At 61.0% G+C, this 17,410-nt stretch carries 13 protein-coding genes and 3 pseudogenes; 9 read left to right on the plus strand and 7 right to left on the minus strand.

Annotated features, from left to right (window positions below; all coding sequences use genetic code 11):
• The first annotated feature begins 689 nt into the window (after nucleotides 1–689).
• On the plus strand, nucleotides 690–2,231 hold the full coding sequence (istA, locus tag A8C75_RS22635) for an IS21 family transposase (protein ID WP_067382466.1): 1,542 nt from the start codon (nucleotides 690–692) through the stop codon (nucleotides 2,229–2,231).
• 26 nt (nucleotides 2,232–2,257) lie between these two features.
• A complete protein-coding gene (gene istB, locus A8C75_RS22640; RefSeq protein ID WP_067382463.1) occupies nucleotides 2,258–3,013 on the plus strand; it encodes an IS21-like element helper ATPase IstB in 756 nt (251 codons plus the stop codon).
• Nucleotides 3,014–3,041: 28 nt separating this feature from the next.
• Here the strand turns inward: istB and ltrA are convergent, their stop codons facing one another.
• From ltrA to A8C75_RS22660, 4 genes are all read right to left on the minus strand, one after another.
• On the minus strand, nucleotides 3,042–4,307 hold the full coding sequence (gene ltrA / locus A8C75_RS22645) for a group II intron reverse transcriptase/maturase (RefSeq protein ID WP_067386790.1): 1,266 nt from the start codon (nucleotides 4,305–4,307) through the stop codon (nucleotides 3,042–3,044).
• 699 nt (nucleotides 4,308–5,006) lie between these two features.
• Nucleotides 5,007–5,465: a tellurite resistance TerB family protein gene (locus A8C75_RS22650; protein ID WP_067386792.1), complete on the minus strand. Its 459-nt coding sequence runs from the start codon at nucleotides 5,463–5,465 to the stop codon at nucleotides 5,007–5,009.
• Between the two features lie 353 nt (nucleotides 5,466–5,818).
• A complete protein-coding gene (locus A8C75_RS22655) occupies nucleotides 5,819–6,784 on the minus strand; it encodes an agmatinase (protein ID WP_067386794.1) in 966 nt (321 codons plus the stop codon).
• Nucleotides 6,785–6,958: 174 nt separating this feature from the next.
• Nucleotides 6,959–7,861, minus strand: coding sequence for a LysR family transcriptional regulator (locus A8C75_RS22660; RefSeq protein WP_227819990.1), 903 nt, complete (start codon nucleotides 7,859–7,861; stop codon nucleotides 6,959–6,961).
• 159 nt (nucleotides 7,862–8,020) lie between these two features.
• On the opposite strand from A8C75_RS22660, the gene A8C75_RS22665 reads away from it, so the two are divergent.
• From A8C75_RS22665 to A8C75_RS22675, 3 genes are all read left to right on the plus strand, one after another.
• Nucleotides 8,021–9,037 carry a TRAP transporter substrate-binding protein gene (locus tag A8C75_RS22665; RefSeq protein ID WP_067386796.1) on the plus strand — a complete coding sequence of 339 codons (1,017 nt, stop codon included), beginning with the start codon at nucleotides 8,021–8,023 and terminating at the stop codon, nucleotides 9,035–9,037.
• Between the two features lie 146 nt (nucleotides 9,038–9,183).
• Nucleotides 9,184–9,882 carry a TRAP transporter small permease gene (locus tag A8C75_RS22670; protein ID WP_227819991.1) on the plus strand — a complete coding sequence of 233 codons (699 nt, stop codon included), beginning with the start codon at nucleotides 9,184–9,186 and terminating at the stop codon, nucleotides 9,880–9,882.
• A 138-nt stretch (nucleotides 9,883–10,020) separates the two neighbouring features.
• A complete protein-coding gene (locus tag A8C75_RS22675) occupies nucleotides 10,021–11,301 on the plus strand; it encodes a TRAP transporter large permease (protein WP_067386800.1) in 1,281 nt (426 codons plus the stop codon).
• A 75-nt stretch (nucleotides 11,302–11,376) separates the two neighbouring features.
• Here A8C75_RS22675 and A8C75_RS22680 read toward each other — a convergent pair whose 3' ends face one another.
• Complete coding sequence (locus tag A8C75_RS22680; RefSeq protein WP_067386802.1) at nucleotides 11,377–11,832, minus strand: helix-turn-helix domain-containing protein; 456 nt, start codon at nucleotides 11,830–11,832, stop codon at nucleotides 11,377–11,379.
• Nucleotides 11,833–11,906: 74 nt separating this feature from the next.
• Between A8C75_RS22680 and A8C75_RS22685 the strand changes: the two genes are divergently transcribed.
• Nucleotides 11,907–12,398 (plus strand): DUF2938 domain-containing protein, encoded by a 492-nt coding sequence (locus tag A8C75_RS22685; protein ID WP_067386804.1) that lies wholly within the window; start codon nucleotides 11,907–11,909, stop codon nucleotides 12,396–12,398.
• A 169-nt stretch (nucleotides 12,399–12,567) separates the two neighbouring features.
• Here the strand turns inward: A8C75_RS22685 and gcvP are convergent.
• Together gcvP and gcvH are read right to left on the minus strand one after the other, a co-directional pair.
• A pseudogene (gene gcvP / locus A8C75_RS22690) lies at nucleotides 12,568–15,266 on the minus strand (aminomethyl-transferring glycine dehydrogenase).
• Nucleotides 15,267–15,319: 53 nt separating this feature from the next.
• The gene (gene gcvH, locus A8C75_RS22695; protein WP_067386806.1) at nucleotides 15,320–15,712 is read right to left on the minus strand and encodes a glycine cleavage system protein GcvH; all 393 of its coding nucleotides are present in this window, start codon (nucleotides 15,710–15,712) and stop codon (nucleotides 15,320–15,322) included.
• Nucleotides 15,713–16,095: 383 nt separating this feature from the next.
• On the opposite strand from gcvH, the gene lipA reads away from it, so the two are divergent.
• From lipA to A8C75_RS23270, 3 genes and pseudogenes are all read left to right on the plus strand, one after another.
• Complete coding sequence (gene lipA / locus A8C75_RS22700; protein WP_067386808.1) at nucleotides 16,096–17,040, plus strand: lipoyl synthase; 945 nt, start codon at nucleotides 16,096–16,098, stop codon at nucleotides 17,038–17,040.
• Between the two features lie 31 nt (nucleotides 17,041–17,071).
• A pseudogene (locus A8C75_RS24310) lies at nucleotides 17,072–17,185 on the plus strand (serine dehydratase beta chain); the annotation flags it as partial.
• Between the two features lie 56 nt (nucleotides 17,186–17,241).
• Nucleotides 17,242–17,382, plus strand: a pseudogene (locus A8C75_RS23270) (L-serine ammonia-lyase, iron-sulfur-dependent, subunit alpha); the annotation flags it as partial.
• Between the last annotated feature and the right edge of the window lie 28 nt (nucleotides 17,383–17,410).

Genomic DNA, 17,410 nt, shown 5'->3' on the forward strand with positions numbered 1-17,410 from the left:
AAACACTACAGCCACCAATCCGTAATATCTTGATATTGAAGCATTTCATCTCCCAATACCAGTGAGAACTGAGTACACCGTCGCAGCGATTCGCGCATCCAGGCACCTTTGGGTCGACAGTGAAAACCGCCTCGCAGGTAGTCCTGAACAGGACGGCTGTTATGAAAGAAACCGCAAATCGAGTAGGAGGAGGCCTCGCGGCCTCCGTCCTCTCACACCACCGTACGTACGGTTCCGTATACGGCGGTTCATGTCATACTTTTGAGCCGATGGTATTGAGCCATTAGCGATACCAGTCCGATTCGATCAAACACCTTTTTTGGCAGCGCCTGATTCAGATGCGAGGCGCCTGAGTTCCACCACGGGCCCCGCCCATTGGTGGCACTGCGCCACGCGCGTTCTTCAGACAACCCCAACCGCATCAGCATCTTGGCGCGGGTGAACGGTGCATATTCCGACCCATCGTGAACAGCCATTCCGGCGGAACGTGAACACCCATTCTGGTTCAACGTGAACACCTGTTCCGGCCCAAGGTGAACATTTTTGCCGGATTTCCGGAATCGCCGTTCACGGCACCGGAATCACTGTTCATCTTCCCGGAATCAGTGTTCACGTTTGTCCGGAATATTTCTTAACGCGTTGATATTTAAACTTATTTGGTAACCTTTCCGCATTTTCAGGGAGAGGCTATGCCGGCTAAGAGGATCACAATGCGTAAAATCCGAGACGTTCTCCGCTTGCGGCTTGCCGCCGGGCTGTCGATCCGACAGATCAAGGACAGCACCAAAATCAGTGTCGGGGCCATCCAGAAGCTGCTGCACAAAGCCGATGAGCTCGGGCTTGCCTGGCCCTTGCCCGACGAGCTGGACGACAGCCAGTTGGCGCGGCTGTTCTATCCCAGTGCCGACACAGCTCCCTCGACCCGTTACCAGGTCCCCGACTGGTCTGCCCTCCATCAGGAACTCAAGCGCAAGGGCATGACCAAGCAGCTGCTGTGGGAGGAGTACACCCAGCAGTATCCCAACCGCTGTTACAGCTACTCCCAGTTCTGCGACCGTTACCGCCATTGGTGCGGTCAGCAGAAGCGGTCGATGCGCCAGACGCACCGGGCCGGCGAGAAGTGCTTCGTCGACTACTGCGGGCCGACGGTGCCCATCATCTGCGCCAGCACCGGCGAGGTGCACCAGGCGCAGGTGTTTGTGGCGGTGCTCGGGGCCTCCAACTACACCTATGCCGAAGCGACCCTGAGCCAGTCACTGCCGGACTGGCTGGGCAGTCATGTGCGGATGCTGGAGTACTTTGGCGGAGCCACCGAGATCGTGGTGCCCGACAACCTCCGCAGCGGTGTCAGCCGGGCCTGTCGCTACGACCCGGACCTGAACCCGAGTTACCAGCACTGGGCCGAGCATTACCAGGTCGCGGTGGTGCCGGCGCGCCCGTACCGGCCGAAAGACAAAGCCAAGGCCGAAGTTGGTGTGCAGATCGTCGAGCGCTGGATCCTGGCCCGCCTGCGCCACCACAGCTTCTTCTCGCTGGCCGAGGTCAACCAGTGTATCCGCGCCTTGCTGGAGGAGCTGAACCAGAAACCGTTCAAGCAACTGCCGGGCAATCGTCGGCAGGCCTTCGAACAGCTGGACCGGTCGGCGCTGCGGCCGCTACCCAGTCATCCCTACCGCTATGTGGCGATCAAGCCGGTCAAGGTCAACATCGACTACCACGTCCAGTACCAGCAACATCACTACTCGGTACCGCACCAATACGTGGGCGAGACCCTGGAACTGCATGCCAGCGACACCTTGATCACCCTGTACTTCCGGCAACGGCCGGTCGCCTCCCACCCGCGCAAGCACCGGCCCGGCACCACGACTGAGGCCAGTCACATGCCCAAACGCCACCAGAAACAGCAGCAGTGGACGCCCGGCCGACTCAAAAACTGGGCCAAGGACATGGGCCCCGAGGTGCTGGTCTGGGTGGCCGAGCAGCTGGCAGCCAAGGCCCATCCCGAGCAGGCCTACCGGGTCTGCCTGGGGCTGCTCAACCTCAGCCGGGACTATCCGGCCACACGGCTGGACGCCGCCTGCGGCATCGCCAACCGGGAAGGCCTGATCCGTCTGAAGCAGATCAAATCGATCCTGCACAGCAACCGTGACCGGGTGCCGGAGCCGGTCAACCTCCAGACCGAGCTGTCCCAGCAGCACGAAAACATCCGTGGCCCCCACAGCTTCCACTAACGCCTTCACGCACCCAAGGAAAAACCATGAGCACTCAGACTCTGGCGCAGCTGCGCCACCTCAAACTCGGCGGCATGGCCCGCGCCCTGCAAACCCAGCTGGAACAGGTCGGCACCTATGAGGGACTGCCGTTTATCGAGCGGCTCGGCCTGCTGGTCGAGCAGGAAAGCCTGAGCCGGGACCACCGCAAGCAGGAGCGCCTGGTACGGCAGGCACGCTTCAAGCTCAGCGCCACCGTGCAGGACATCGACTACCAGCATCCGCGTAACGTCAGTCAGGCCCAAGTCGCCCGGTTGGCGCAGGGGGACTGGATCGAGCGGGCCCAGAACCTGCTGATCACCGGACCCTGCGGCAGCGGCAAGACCTACCTGGCCTGTGCGTTGGGCCACAGCGCCTGCCTGCGGGGCTACAGTGTCCGCTATTACCGGCTCTCGCGCCTGCTGCTGGAACTGACTCAGGCCAAGGCGGACGGCAGCTACCACGCGCTTCTCAAGCAGCTGGCGAAGGTCCAGCTGCTACAGATCGACGACTGGGGACTGGAGCCACTGAAGCCGGCCCACCGCAACGATCTGATGGAGATCATGGACGACCGCCACGGTCAGACCTCGACGCTGGTGATCAGCCAGTTGCCGACCGATCAGTGGTACGCCAGCATCGGCGACAACACCCTGGCGGATGCTATCCTGGACCGGCTGATGCACAACGCGCACCGCCTTCAGTTGAAGGGCGAGTCGATGCGAAAAATCCTCGGGCAGTTGACCGAAGATGAACACCTGAGCTAATAATCCCAAGGCGTGATGCGTTGAGAAATCAGGTGTTCACGTTCGTCCGGAATCGGTGTTCATCTTCGCCGGAATACGCAAACGGGCGCTTCCACTGACGCCACAGGATCTTGCGCAGGTGGCGGCGGATCCAGCCGTCCAGCTGCTCAAAGACCCCCTTCACGTCCGCATGTCGGAAGTAGTTCACCCAGCCCCGCAGTTTCGGGGACAGCATCTCCACCGTCCGGTAGATCTTCCGTCCCCGGCCTTTGCGGAACGCCAGCTTCAAGGCGCTCTTCAGCCGTTCAAGTGGTTTTTCGGCGACCTTCAAGCGGATATTCCGCTGGCGCGTGTCGACCGTATAACCGAGGAAGCTGCGCTTCCATGGCCGGTCCACCGCGCTCTTGGCACGGTTTACCTTGAGCTTTAGGCGCGTCTCGAGGAATCCGGTCAAAGAAGCCAGAACACGCTCGCCGGCTCGCTGACTATGCACATAGATGTTGCAGTCATCCGCGTAACGACAGAAGCGATGCCCTCTGCGCTCCAGTTCCCGATCCAGATCGGTCAACAGGATATTGGACAGCAGCGGCGAGAGCGGGCCGCCTTGCGGCGTGCCTTCCTGCCGCGCTGCCACTATCCCACCCTCAAGAATGCCGGCCTGAAGATAGGCCCGGATCAGCTTCAGCACCCCTTTGTCCTTGACCCTGCGTGCAACCCGGGACATCAGGATGTCGTGGTTCACACAGTCAAAGAACTGCTCCAGGTCGACGTCGACCACCCAGCGGCGACCTTCTTCCATATAAGTACGGGCTTGCTGGACCGCTTGCGCGGCACTGCGGCCCGGACGGAAGCCGTAGCTGTGCGCCGAGAACATCGGCTCGAACACTGGGCTCAGTACCTGATGCAATGCCTGCTGGATCAGGCGGTCGAGGACACTGGGAATGCCCAGCATACGGACACCGCCACCGGGCTTGGGGATCTCCACTTTGCGCACCGGTTGCGGACGGTAACGCCCGTCCAGCAGTAGCTGTTTGATCTGGGGCCAATGACGTTGCAGGTAGGGCTTGAGCGCCGCCACTGTCATGCCATCAACCCCGGGGGCGCCCTTGTTGCGGCGCACCCGATCGAAGGCCCGCAGCATATTGCCACGCGCCAGTACCGCCGACATCAGATCGACATCGGCCCCGCTCGGAAGTGCGTCTGTCTCCGCTGTGACCGGCATCGCCTCAGCCGGGGACTCTGACGGGTTCCGCCCGCCATCCGCGTCGGTGAGCAGCGCCTTTTCAGCGGCTGTATCTGCGATGTTCAGGGTCATCAAGGCACAGAGCTCCCGATTCGTATGACATGTTCAGCCCTTCAGTCTGCGGTAACAGACCTACTATGGCGTCTGCTGACATCTGCTATCCCATCCGGCCGCCTCGCGACGGCCGTAGCCAGAGGCAGGACAGCAGAGCTCCCAGGGTAAGACACGTGACCTTCACACTTATACCCGCCGCATTTACGTCCACCGTTTCCGTGCAAGAATGGGGCTTTGAAGATAATTGCCTCCTCACCCACGGCGACCGCCTCCTATGCGATTTCTGTTCGTCGGGCCAGTGCTTTGCCTTCGGCTTCCTTCAGATTCCACCTCGCGGTGGACACCCTTGCCGTTCGGCTAATCGTTCCCCTTGCCGGGCCGATAGTGGACTTTCACCACCAAGTCATCCGGCCGCCACCACGCGTACCGGAACAGCGCCAATCAAGGCGCTACGCGCCATGCCTGGCGCACAACGACAAAGGCCCAGCATTGCTGCCAGGCCTTGTATGATGCTCGCGCTACGCTTTTTCCACCGTCACACTTCGCCAAATTATGCGGCTGATCGACGTCGGTACTCTTGAGTACGGCGACCTGGTAGAACAGCATCTGCACACCCTCCCCTAGCTGTACTTCCTGCAGCTTGGCCTTGAGCTAGCTTGCATCACGGATCACCGGATCTGCATTTATTGGGCGGCCTTTCCGCCAGCCGCCAAGCCGTCAGCTCGGCGTTTCGGCCCGGAGTTTTGCGGCTATAAAGTCCCCGTGGGACACATAAATCAGGTCGGCGATGCGGCGAATGACATGCTCTTCGTAATGATGCAGTTCACCGTCGGCGAAGGCGATGTGCCAAAGATTTTCGATCAGCGCCACCTTTTCCCGCGGCGTGCAGATCTCGTTGAGGCGTGAGGTAAAACGAAAGTAGTCGGTGGACTGCTGATGTGCTTTTTCAGCTTGCTGCAGCAGTTGCGCGGCGTCTGCGGCATTGAGCCCGAAACTGCGCTGCACGATCGCCAGTAATGCCTCCCGCTCCTGCGGCCGGTCTTCGTAGTCGCACGCAATCACCTCTACCATCAGCGCTGCCGATGCCAGGGAAACTTCGTCTTGCGGCACCACGCCAGCGTTTGTGTCCCCCAGCTGAAACACCTCGGTCAACGCGGCTTTAAGTCTGTTCAGCATCACTGTTCCTCCTAAGTACCGCAACGGAAAGTAGCGCAGTGGACTCAAGCTGTAGCAGAAAAGTTCATTGCAACGCGGTTACGGGACCGCTCGCGCTGATACGGGTGAACGCCTGGCCCACAACCAAAATGGCCCCTGGAAAACCAGGGGCCATGAAAAAACCTAGAGCCTAGCAGCCTGTCGGGCTGCCTGGAGCCTGTCGGGCTTAGCCGATCGTAGCGAGGGGAAGACCGCTCTGAGTCGGTTTTTGAGCTCTTTTGCGGCGAATAGTGGTTCTATTTAACAAGAAAGAGCTCAAAAAATGGCCAGAGTCGGCTTTTCCGCAGTAGATCAGTGTTAAGTCCGGCAGGCTCCTAACCCTGCTGGCGCAGCTGGCGGCCGTGGAAGACATAGCCGATCAGGTTCATCAGTACCTGGGCGGCAAGGACGCTGGTCGAACCGGTCTGGTCGTAGTCCGGCGCTACTTCACACAGGTCGATACCGACCACTTCGCCGCTGAGCGCCACGCCCTGCAGCACTTCCATCACTTCGTAGTAGGTAAAGCCACCGTGGCTCGGAGTGCCCGTGCCCGGTGCGATGGACGGATCGAAACCGTCGATATCGATGGTGATGTAGTAATTCACGCCCTTGGGAATCAGGTCCAGTACGCCCTGGGTACCCAAACGGCGCACGTCGCGCACCGACAGTATGGTCGAACCTACAGACTCGGCTTCCTTGTGGTCAGCGCGGTTGGACGAGGACACATTGCGGATGCCCAGCTGGGTCATGCCGGTAATAAATTCCTGCTCGGAGGCACGACGAAGCGGGTTGCCGTGGCCAAAACGCACACCGTGGCGCTCGTCGACGAAGTCCAGGTGGGCATCGATCTGGATGATGTGCATCGGACCGCGGCCTTCAAAGGCACGGATGCAGGGCGCGTTGACGGAGTGATCACCGCCCACAATCACCGGCAGCGCGCCGGACTCGAGGATCTTGCGCACACCGTATTCGATGTTGGCATGGCTCTTCTCGGTGTTGGTGTGCACCATGTCGGCATCACCGATATCGACAATATCAACGCCTTCGAGGTACATGACGTCGTCTTCATAGGAGTAGGCACCGCTATGACCGAAGGAGAACAGCGTGGACGCCTCGCGAATGGAACGCGGTCCCATGCGGGCACCGGAACGCCACTGGGTACCGCAGTCGAAGGGTGCGCCCATGAACGCCACGTCAGCCTTGATGTTGTCCCAGTCTTCGCAGGTACGGTTCTTGCCAAAGGTGCAGAATCCGACAAACGGCAGGTTCAAACGGCCCTTTTCGTAGGTATTTTCGCTCATAGCAGGTGACCTCTGTCTGTTCTCGGTCAGCGACCGATTTTATTGTTTCGCAGCCCCCGGCACCGGTTAAAAAGTGATCGGGCTGCTTTCGACAGGGGCAGTATTGCAAAAGCGATTGCATCAAAAAATACAAATTACAGAATGTTCATATCACGATTTTTGATGCAATTAACGTCAAGTCTGCGCCTGCGCCTCCAGCGCCGCTTCGATATCCTTGACGAAGACCTGCACAATATTCTGCGGCGCCGGCGATGCCCGCACCGCCAGGCTGAACTCGGAGTTCCAGCACAGATCCAGGTGATCAAAGGCGCGCATGTCGCCGGATTCGACCCACTGCTGGGCATAGTGGCTGGGCAGAAAGCCGAGAAAACTGCCGCTGGTGATCAGTATCGCCTGGGCCTCCATATTGGAAACAAAAGCCACATTGCGGCTCTTCTTGATGTTCTGCAGATCGGCATGCTGCAGATAGGTGCGGGACGAAATCGGATACTGCCGGATGGTCTCGATGCTGACCTGCTCATCCGGCAACCCGAACAGGGGATGCCGGCGGCCACAGTAGAAACTGTGCTGCTCGTAACACAGATGCCGATAGGTCACCGCCGTACTGCGGTTCTGAAACAACCCTATGGCCAGGTGGATATTGCCGGTCAGCAGCTCGCGCTCAAGATCTTCCGGCGCCAGCACCAGCAGCTTGATCGAGACATCGTTCGGCCGGCTGTAGAAACGGTGGATCGCATCGGCGATCGGCAGCGTCTGGTTGGTAATGACGTTGTCGACCAGCCCCACCCGCAGGGTTCCCGTCAGGGTATTGCGCAGCTCACCCAGGTCGGCTTCAAAATCCGAGATGGAATTGAGCATCTCCCGACAGCGACGGTACACGACCTCGCCTTTTTCAGTCAGGCTAAAGCCACTGCGACCCCGCAGGCACAGCGGGAAACCCAGCCGGATCTCGAAATCGCGGATATGGGTACTGATGGCCGGCTGACTCATGCCCAGCGCAGACTGCGCGCCCACGAAGCCGCCATACTCTACGACCGTACAAAAGGTCTGCATATGCTTCATCGAATAGGCGGACATGGGAAACCCCAGTTCAGGCAAGTGAAGAGATGGAGCTTAATACATCACGTTATCAAATATAAACATATCAATGTTTGTATTTTTAGATGGATAGCCATTTGCAATACTGGCCCTGTTACAAACCGATTCAGAAAAATAAAACGAACGGGGTAGTCCACCATGCTAATGCTCAAGAAACTGATTAAAGGTGCCGCACTCTCGGCCGCCATCGTCCTGACACCACAGCTGGCCCAGGCCGAAGAGTGGAAATTCGCCATTGAAGAAATTCCGGGCTCGATCATGGACAGCTACGCCCAGGAGTTCAAGCAACGCATCGAAGCCAAGACCAACGGCGATGTCACCGTCAAGATCTACCCCCTCGGCACCCTGGGCACGCCCACCGAACTGGTCGAACAGGTCGCCGACGGCGTGGTGCAGTTCGCCAATGTTTCAGTCGGCAACCTGGGCACCATAGTGCCTGAATCCCAGATATTCCTGCTCACCTACACCCTGCCATCCGATTCGGACTCGGTCTCGAAACTGCTCGGCTCCAGCCCGGTGATCTACGACCAGCTCGGCCAGGACTTCGAAAACAAGGGTCTGAAACTGCACCGTCTCTACTCAGAAGGGCCGCAGGTCTGGACCACCAACCGCGACATCCGCAGCCCGGCCGACTTCGACAACTTCAAGATGCGGGTCATGGTCTCGCCCATTCTGCTGCAGGCCTATGAAGACCTGGGTGCCAGCCCGACACCCCTGGCCTTCGGCGAGGTCTACGGCGCCCTGCAGCTCAAGCAGGTCGACGGCCAGGTCAACCCGGTCTCGGCCATCGAGGAAATGAAGTTCTATGAAGTCACCGACTACATGATCTGGGCCGGCGAACAGGAACTGGTGACCTCGGTCCTGTCCGGTACCGACTGGTACGAAACCCTGAGCCCGGCGCGCCAGCAGCTGGTCAGCGACACCACTGCCGAACTGCAGGACTATATCCACGGTATCGTCGATCGCTTCAACGCCGAGAAACTCGAAAAGATCAAGGCTGCACGCCCCGAGATCAAGATGGTGCAGCTGAGCGACGCAGAACGCGCCGCCTTTCGTGAACGCAGCCAGGCCACCCATGCCGCCTACGTCGATATCGTCGGTGATCGCGGCCAGTCCCTGCTGGATGCCCTGCTGGCCGAAGTCGAAGCGCTCTAACAGGTGCCCGCCCATTGAGGTGCGGGCCCATCGGCAGCACCTCCCTTGCCTTTCCCAATGCCAAAGCGCCACCGATCAGCACTGCTAATTTATATAGCGGAGTCCCTGGTTTCAGGTCCCGCACCCTGGTGCAGGAGACATCACCCATGAGCCAACGAGACATGACAACCCATCAGACAATTGCCCAGGGGGCGACTATGCGACCCTCCCGTTCCATCGCCGGCCGCCTCTTCACACTGCTCGACGCGGTCATCGGCAAGGCGGAAATGTATGTACTGGGCTGGGGCATCATTATCATGGCCCTGAATACCATCGCCAATGTATTTGGCCGCTACCTGTTCTCCCAGAGCATCTATTTCACCGAAGAGCTCAACGAATTCCTCATCGTGATCATCACCTTCATGGGGCTGGGCTATGTGACCCGCAAAGGCCGCCATATCCGCATGTCGGCGCTCTATGATGTGCTGCCGGCACGGGCCCGCAAGCTGCTGATGATTCTGATTGCCGCGGTCACGGCCGTGGCCATGCTGGCTCTGGCCTGGTATGCCTTCGAGTATGTCGCCAAGATTGCCCGCCGCGGCCGCGTGACGCCGGCACTGCAATTCCCGCTCTACCTGACCTATATCTGGGTGGTACTCGGCTTCCTGGTCACCGGCATCCAGTACCTGCTGACCGTGTTCAGGAACCTCGACCTGGCCGATACGGATGTCTACATCTCCTACAGCACCGTCGATGCCTACGAAGACCCGGAGATTAGCGAGGTAATGCACCTCTACAACCAGGACCACCCTGCCGAGGATGATACGGGACAGGCATCAGCGAATAACGACAACAACACACGATAACCACAGGAGCGACTCGCCATGGCTATGGTAGCGACACCCGGTAGTCCAGGCGGCATGCTGTCTCGCTCGCAGAAACCCTGCGCTGGCGCTCCTTGCACTGACCCAAACCCAACACAATAACCACAGGAGCGCTTCGCCATGGCTATGGTAATGCTCGGTATCATGCTTGCACTGCTGCTCGCAGGCTTCCCAATGATGATGCCCCTGCTGGCCGCCACCGTCGCGGCCTTCCTTTTCTACCTGCCGGACCTGAGCCTGCAACTGGTGGTGCAGCAGATGATCGGTGGCGTCAAACCCGCTGCCCTGATCGCGGTACCCATGTTTATCCTCGCCGCCGATATCATCACCCGCGGCCATTCGGCGGATCGCCTGGTGGATGTGGTAATGCGTTTCATGGGCCATATCCGTGGCGGCCTGGCGGTTTCCGTCACCGCCGCCTGTGCCCTGTTCGGTGCCGTCTGCGGCTCGACCCAGGCCACGGTGGTGGCCGTGGGCGGCGCCATGCGCCCGCGCATGCTCAAGGCCGGTTATAACGACAGCTTTTCCATCGCCCTGATCATCAATGCCGCGGACCTGGCCTACCTGATCCCGCCGTCGATCGGCATGATCATCTATGGCGTGATTTCCGGCACCTCCATCTCCGAGCTGTTTATCGCCGGCATCGGGCCCGGGCTGCTGATCATCGCGCTCTTTTCGATCTACTGCATCTGGTACGCCAAAAAGCACAATATCCCGGTCGAGCCCAAGGCCAGCTGGGGCGAGCGCCTGAGCTCGGTACGCCGTGCCGTCTGGCCGCTGGGCTTTCCGGCCATCGTCGTCGGCGGCATCTATGGCGGCATCTTCAGCCCGACCGAGGCCGCGGCCATCTGCGTGCTGTACGCCCTGATACTGGAAACCCTGGTGTTTCGCTCGATCAAGCTACGGGAGATCTTCGATATCGCCCTGTCGACGGGCGCCGTCACCTCGGTGGTCTTTATCCTGATCGCCGCGGGTGCGGCCTTCTCCTGGGTGCTGTCCTACGCGCAGATTCCGCAGCAGCTTATCGCCGCCATCGGGCTGGAGGGCGCCGGCCCCATCATGACCCTGGTCGCGCTCAACATCGCCTTCTTCGTCGGCTGCATGTTCGTCGACTCCATCGTCGTGATCCTGATCCTGGTGCCGATCTTCGCTCCCCTGGTCCAGGCCGCCGGCCTCGACCCGGTGCTGGTCGGCGTACTGATCACGCTGCAGGTCGCCATCGGCGCCGCCACACCACCCTTCGGCTGCAATATCTTCACCGCCGTGGCGGTGTTCCGCCGCCCCTTCATGGACGTGATTCGCGGCGTACCGCCCTTCCTGATAATCCTGTTCGCAGCCACGGTACTGATTGTCGCCTTCCCGCCCATCGCGCTCTTCCTGCGGGACCTGGCGTTTCGGTGAGGTTTCGCGGGCGCCTGCGGGCGACCGGCTTCTGGTTGAGCATGTTAAAAATGAAAAAACGCCTGACCGGGCAACTCAGGTAACAGCCGGTGGGTCGGCGCGACGGCGCGGTGCCGGCGCCTTCCTGCCGTCGCGTCCGTCACCGAGAGCCCCGGCCGCCGCCAGCTCCATCAGGCGGCGAAACCTCGGGCACTCCAAATGACCCGGCGCCGAACAGTCGGCGACATGCCGCAGTCCCTCGCGCATCGCGGTAAGCCGCCGGATGGTGACGTCGAGCTCGTCGGCCTTTGCGTTCAGTTGCCGGCGATCGATCCGGGGTTCCGCGCCTGTGCCCAGCATGCCGGCGATCTCGTCCAGCGAGAATCCCGCCGAGCGCCCCAGCGCAATCAGCGCCAGGCGCTCCAGCACTCCGCCTCCGAACAGGCGTCGCAGCCCACGCCTCCCCACCGATCGAATCAGGCCTTTATCCTCGTAGTAACGCAATGTCGACGCCGGTACGCCGGATAGTTTCGCCACTTCGCCGATATCCATAATGCCTCTTGACTTAAAGTCGACTTGAAGTCGTACGCTAGCACCAGGTCAACTTCTGGACAACGGAGAGAAACATGAACGTATTGGCATTCACCCTGCTGACCGGGATCGGCGCCACCCTGGTGATGGACCTGTGGGGACTCGTCCGCGCCCGCCTGTTCGGGATTCCCGCCGCCGATTACGCGATGGTCGGACGCTGGCTCGGCCACATGCCCCGGGGCCGCTTTCGTCACGGGGCCATCTCCAGGGCCGCCGCCGTGACAGGCGAAACGCTGATCGGCTGGAGCGCCCATTACCTGACGGGCATCGCCTACGCGGCACTGCTGACCGGCATCTGGGGAAGCGACTGGATATCACACCCATCGATCGGACCTGCGCTGATCGTCGGGATCGGCACCATTGCAGCGCCTTTCCTGCTGATGCAGCCGGGCATGGGCGCCGGCATCGCCGCATCCCGCACACCCCGTCCGAATGCCGCCCGCTTCCACAGCCTGCTCAACCATGCCATCTTCGGGCTGGGGCTCTACCTGGCGGCTGTGACTATTAGCCTTTTCCTTCAGGCGTAAAGCGGCGCTTCGATACCTGCCGGTATCAAGGGAAGTGAGTCGCCCAAGGGGGCGAAACAAGGAGTGTCAGATGCCCATGGCGCTTTAATAACGCCCACGACGAAAAAAGGCCCGACATTGCTGCCGGACCTGGTGGTGCTTCTAACCAAACGAGGGCTAACGCGCCGTCTTACTCATCCCGGTAGACATCGATACCCGGGCAGGAACAGATGAAGTTGCGGTCGCCGTAGACGTTGTCGATGCGATTGGCGCTGGGCCAGAACTTGGCGGCGCGGGTGGCCGCGGTCGGGAACACGCCTTCGTCACGGCTGTACGGACGTTGCCAGTCGCCGACCAGGTCAGCCTGGGTGTGGGGCGCATTGCACAGCGGGTTGTTGTCCGCCGGCAGCGAGCCGTCCTGCACGCGCTGGATCTCGGCACGGATGCCGATCATGGCTTCGACAAAGCGATCCAACTCCACTCGGGATTCTGACTCCGTGGGCTCGATCATCAGCGTACCCGCGACCGGGAACGACATGGTCGGCGCGTGGAAGCCGTAGTCCATCAGACGCTTGGCGATATCCTCCTCGGTCACGCCCGAGGCTTCCTTGAGCGGGCGTATATCCAAAATGCACTCGTGGGCCACCTTGCCGTTGCGCCCGCGGTACAGCACCGGGTAGTGGTCCGCCAGCTTCGCGGTCAGGTAGTTGGCATTGAGGATCGCCAGCTCCGTCGAATGCTTCAGGCCGTCCTTGCCCAGCGCCCGAATATACATCCAGGTTATCGGCAGAATCGATGCGGAACCGAAGGGTGCCGCCGCCACGGCGCCGTTGTTCCGGTCCAGCCCGTCCAGCGGGCTCACCTTGTGGCTCGGCAGGAAGGGCGCCAGGTGACTCTTGACCCCGATGGGGCCCATGCCCGGCCCGCCGCCGCCGTGGGGAATGGCGAAGGTCTTGTGCAGGTTGAGGTGCGACACGTCGGAGCCGATCAGGCCGGGCTTGGAAATGCCAACCTGGGCGTTCATGTTGGCACCGTCCATATACACCTGGCCGCCGCACTGGTGGATGATGCGGCAGATCTCGACGATCGCCTCCTCGAACACACCGTGGGTCGACGGGTAGGTGATCATCAGGGTCGACAGCGCATCCCTGTGCTGCTGCGCCTTGGCGGTCAGGTCGGCGATATCGACGTTACCCTCGTCGTCGCATTCGACGATCACCACCTTCAGCCCCATCATGGCGGCGGACGCCGGGTTGGTGCCATGGGCGGACGAGGGTATCAGGCAGATATTGCGGTGACCTTCGCCGATCGACTCCTGGTACTTGCGGATCGCCAGCAGACCGGCGTACTCGCCCTGGGCGCCGGAGTTGGGCTGCATCGAAATCGCGTCGTAACCGGTAATTTCCACCAGCATCCGTTCCAGCTGATCGATCATGGCGTGGTAGCCGGTCACCTGGTCGGCGGGGGCGAAGGGATGAATATTGGCAAACTCAGGCCAGGTGACCGGGATCATCTGCGCGGTGGCGTTCAGCTTCATGGTGCAGGAACCCAGCGGGATCATGCCGTGCACCAGGGAGTAGTCCCTGTTCTCGAGGCGCTTCATGTAGCGCAGCATCTCGGTTTCGGACTGGTAGCTGTTGAAGGTCGGATGGCTCAGGATAGCGTCTTCGCGGCGCAGATCGGCGGCAATGCCGGTCGCCTCGCCCGCCGTGATACGGGCGTCCAGCGCCGCAACATCCAGACCATGGCCGTCGCCCAGCACGATGTCCAGCAGCTGGGCCACGTCGGCCGCGGTACTGGTCTCGTCCAGGCTGATGCCAAGACGGCCATCTCCGTAGTCACGCAGGTTACAGCCGGCCTCCAGCGCACGCTGATAGACCGCGTCGCCGGCTTCGAAGGTCAGGGTATCGAAATAGGTATCGTTGGTCGCCACGCCCCTGTCGGCCAGCCCCCTGGCCAGGATCGCCGTGAGCCGGTGGACGCGCTCGGCAATGACCCTCAGCCCGTGGGGGCCATGGTAGACGGCGTAGAAACTGGCCATGTTGGCCAACAGCGCCTGGGCGGTACAGATATTGGAGGTCGCCTTCTCACGGCGGATATGCTGCTCGCGGGTCTGCATCGCCATGCGCAGCGCCGGATTGCCACGGCTGTCGACGGAAACGCCGATGATGCGCCCCGGCACCGAGCGCTTGAGCTTGCCGGAGGCGGCGAAAAAGGCGGCGTGGGGGCCACCGAAGCCCATAGGCACGCCGAAGCGCTGCGATGAACCGAACACCACGTCGGCGCCCAGGCTTGCGGGGGACTTGAGCAGCACCAGCGCCAGCAGGTCGGAGGCCACGGCGGTCATTGCCTTCTGCTGCTTCGCCAGGCGGACCAGGGCCGCGATATCACGCACATCACCACGGCTGCCGGGATACTGCAGCAGCACGCCGAAAACATCATGCTCGGCCAGTTTTTCCGGCGCATCCACCACCACCTCGTAGCCGAAGTATTCGGCCCGGGTTTTCACCACGTCGAGGGTCTGGGGATGCACATCGTCGGCGACGAAAAACACATTGCTCTTCTTGCTGTTGGCGCGCTTGCACAGCGTCATCGCCTCGGCGGCGGCGGTGGCTTCGTCCAGCAGGGAGGCGTTGGCCAGATCCATGCCGGTGAGGTCCATCACCATCTGCTGGAAATTCAGCAGTGCTTCGAGCCGTCCCAGTTCATCGCCAGGGCGTCATCCAGCCGGATGGAATCCGGCACTGTGTGCTCGATCAGCGTCTGGAGCGAATCCAGCCCAAGCTCCGCCAGCATGGCCTGCTGTTCGGCGGTATCCGGGCCGACGTGGCGCCGGGTGAATTCGTTGCGCTGTTCCAGCTGGGCCTGCGTGGGTGTCTCTACAGCCATAATCTTCTACCTGCTCTTTTATTCTCGGTACACCTGCCTTGCGCCCTGGCGGATCAGGCGTCTTCGGCGACGGTGGCCTCGTATTCGACGGCACTCAGCAGATCCGCCAGTTCAGCAACCTGGGACAGCCTGATTTTGGCGATCCAGCCACCCTCATAGGGGCTTTCATTCACCATTTCCGGTGTATCCGTCAGCGCGCTGTTGACCTCGATCACCTCACCGCTGAGCGGCGAGTAGATGTCGGAGGCCGCCTTGACGGACTCCACCAGCGAGAACTCCTCACCCTTGCTGATCTGGCGACCCAGGTCCGGCAGCTCCACGAAAACCACGTCACCCAGCAGCTCCTGGGCATGATCACTGATGCCCAGGGTCACGGTACCGTCACCGTTGTCGAGCACCCACTCATGGGAGGCGGCATATTTCAGATTTGTCGGGACCTTGCTCATCGTTATTTTCCTTTTACTGTTCATCGAGGGTCCGGCGGCCATCGCCCTGAACCGGTGACAGCCACAGACTAGCAATCCGATTTCCCGCTTTCAACAAATATTTCCTATTGGAAACTCATGAAACATACTTTTATCCGCATTGGGACTGACTAGCCTCAACCTGCCAGCTAAATCATCAGGCTGTTGATCAGGTACGCGTTATAGATGCACGGTCAGGCATGAAAACAAAGAAATACTGTTTCCTATTGGAAACTTTATTTACTTGATGCATTATTAGGCAACCGTCGAGGCCGTGACCGGTGTTTTCACAGTGGAACAGGCGCTTTCACCACGGCCCAATAAAAAACCCGATACAGCAGAACTCCGCAAGCAGAGGTGACAGGATGGAACTCATTCCGTTAAAAGAACTAAAGGGCGAATCCAAGATGGCGCGCCTGCGCCACAAGCCTGATCCCAGCCGTACCCGCCTGGCGAAGCCGGAGTGGATCCGCATCGATCCGCGCAGCAACAGCAACGTCGCCAAGGTGAAGAAACAGCTGCGCGAGCTGAAACTGCATACGGTGTGCGAGGAGGCCTCCTGCCCGAACCTGGCCGAGTGTTTCAGCAAGCGCACCGCCACCTTTATGATCATGGGGGGCATCTGCACCCGCCGCTGCCCCTTCTGCGATGTCGCCCACGGCAAGCCCCTGGGGCTCGATCCGGACGAGCCGCGCCACGTGGCCCAGAGCATTCAGCAGCTGAACCTGCGCTATGCGGTGATCACCTCCGTCGACCGTGACGACCTGCGCGATGGCGGAGCCGCCCACTTCAGTGCCACGGTGCGCGAGTCCAGGGCGCTGAATCCGGGCCTGACGGTGGAGATCCTGGTACCGGACTTTCGCGGCAAACTCGATACCGCGCTGGCGGCCCTGTCCGTCGACCTGCCCGATGTTCTGAACCACAACATGGAAACCGTGCCGCGGCTTTACGCCTCGGTGCGACCGGGCGCCGACTACCGCAACTCCCTCGACCTGCTGCAGCGCTACAAGCGCCAGCACCCCGAGGTCGCCACCAAGTCCGGCCTGATGGTGGGCCTGGGGGAAACCCGGGACGAGATTGTCGCGGTCATGCAGGACCTGCGCAGCCAGGGCGTCGACATGCTGACCATCGGCCAGTACCTGCAGCCGAGCCGGCACCACCTGGCGGTCGAGCGTTATGTGACGCCGGACGAATTCAAGGCCTACGAAGAGATCGGCAACCAACTGGGGTTTCGCAACGTCGCCAGCGGCCCCATGGTGCGGTCCTCCTACCATGCGGACCTGCAAGCCTCGGGAAGCCCTTTGAAGTAACGCGCACCCGGGGTCGCTCTGGGAAACCGCGTTACTGCCCCGGGTCTCTGCGGTGCAGACCCAGCTGTACGGCTCCCTCGGTGCCACCGGCAAGGGCCACGGCACGGGCGACAAAAGATCGGTTTTATTGCCGAAGAACACCTGACCTACCACCGCAAGGAAAGCCTGCCGCTGCACGCCAACGGCATGGGCTTTCGCGCTCTGGTCTTGCGTGGCGACGGCCAGCATTTTGTCCCCCTCGACAAGGTGATCCGCACCATGCGCGAAACCGGCCGCGACATGCTCGACAAGTACAAGGAAACCTCCCGCGGCGGCCTGGCGGTCAATATCGTCGAGTGCTGAGCCGCTAAAACGACAAAGGCCCGGCATT

This window comes from Marinobacterium aestuarii, assembly GCF_001651805.1.
In the GTDB taxonomy this organism is placed as follows: Bacteria; Pseudomonadota; Gammaproteobacteria; order Pseudomonadales; family Balneatricaceae; genus Marinobacterium_A; species Marinobacterium_A aestuarii.

What these genes read in the sequence shown, in the direction of transcription:
- istA (WP_067382466.1), top strand. Translation starts at nt 690, where the DNA reads ATGCCGGCTAAGAGGATCACAATGCGTAAAATCCGAGACGTTCTCCGC.
- ltrA (WP_067386790.1), bottom strand. Translation starts at nt 4,307, where the DNA reads ATGACCCTGAACATCGCAGATACAGCCGCTGAAAAGGCGCTGCTCACC.
- A8C75_RS22660 (WP_227819990.1), bottom strand. Translation starts at nt 7,861, where the DNA reads ATGTCCGCCTATTCGATGAAGCATATGCAGACCTTTTGTACGGTCGTA.
- lipA (WP_067386808.1), top strand. Translation starts at nt 16,096, where the DNA reads ATGGAACTCATTCCGTTAAAAGAACTAAAGGGCGAATCCAAGATGGCG.
- A8C75_RS22685 (WP_067386804.1), top strand. Translation starts at nt 11,907, where the DNA reads ATGAACGTATTGGCATTCACCCTGCTGACCGGGATCGGCGCCACCCTG.
- gcvH (WP_067386806.1), bottom strand. Translation starts at nt 15,712, where the DNA reads ATGAGCAAGGTCCCGACAAATCTGAAATATGCCGCCTCCCATGAGTGG.
- A8C75_RS22650 (WP_067386792.1), bottom strand. Translation starts at nt 5,465, where the DNA reads ATGCTGAACAGACTTAAAGCCGCGTTGACCGAGGTGTTTCAGCTGGGG.
- A8C75_RS22680 (WP_067386802.1), bottom strand. Translation starts at nt 11,832, where the DNA reads ATGGATATCGGCGAAGTGGCGAAACTATCCGGCGTACCGGCGTCGACA.
- istB (WP_067382463.1), top strand. Translation starts at nt 2,258, where the DNA reads ATGAGCACTCAGACTCTGGCGCAGCTGCGCCACCTCAAACTCGGCGGC.
- A8C75_RS22655 (WP_067386794.1), bottom strand. Translation starts at nt 6,784, where the DNA reads ATGAGCGAAAATACCTACGAAAAGGGCCGTTTGAACCTGCCGTTTGTC.
- A8C75_RS22675 (WP_067386800.1), top strand. Translation starts at nt 10,021, where the DNA reads ATGGCTATGGTAATGCTCGGTATCATGCTTGCACTGCTGCTCGCAGGC.
- A8C75_RS22670 (WP_227819991.1), top strand. Translation starts at nt 9,184, where the DNA reads ATGAGCCAACGAGACATGACAACCCATCAGACAATTGCCCAGGGGGCG.
- A8C75_RS22665 (WP_067386796.1), top strand. Translation starts at nt 8,021, where the DNA reads ATGCTAATGCTCAAGAAACTGATTAAAGGTGCCGCACTCTCGGCCGCC.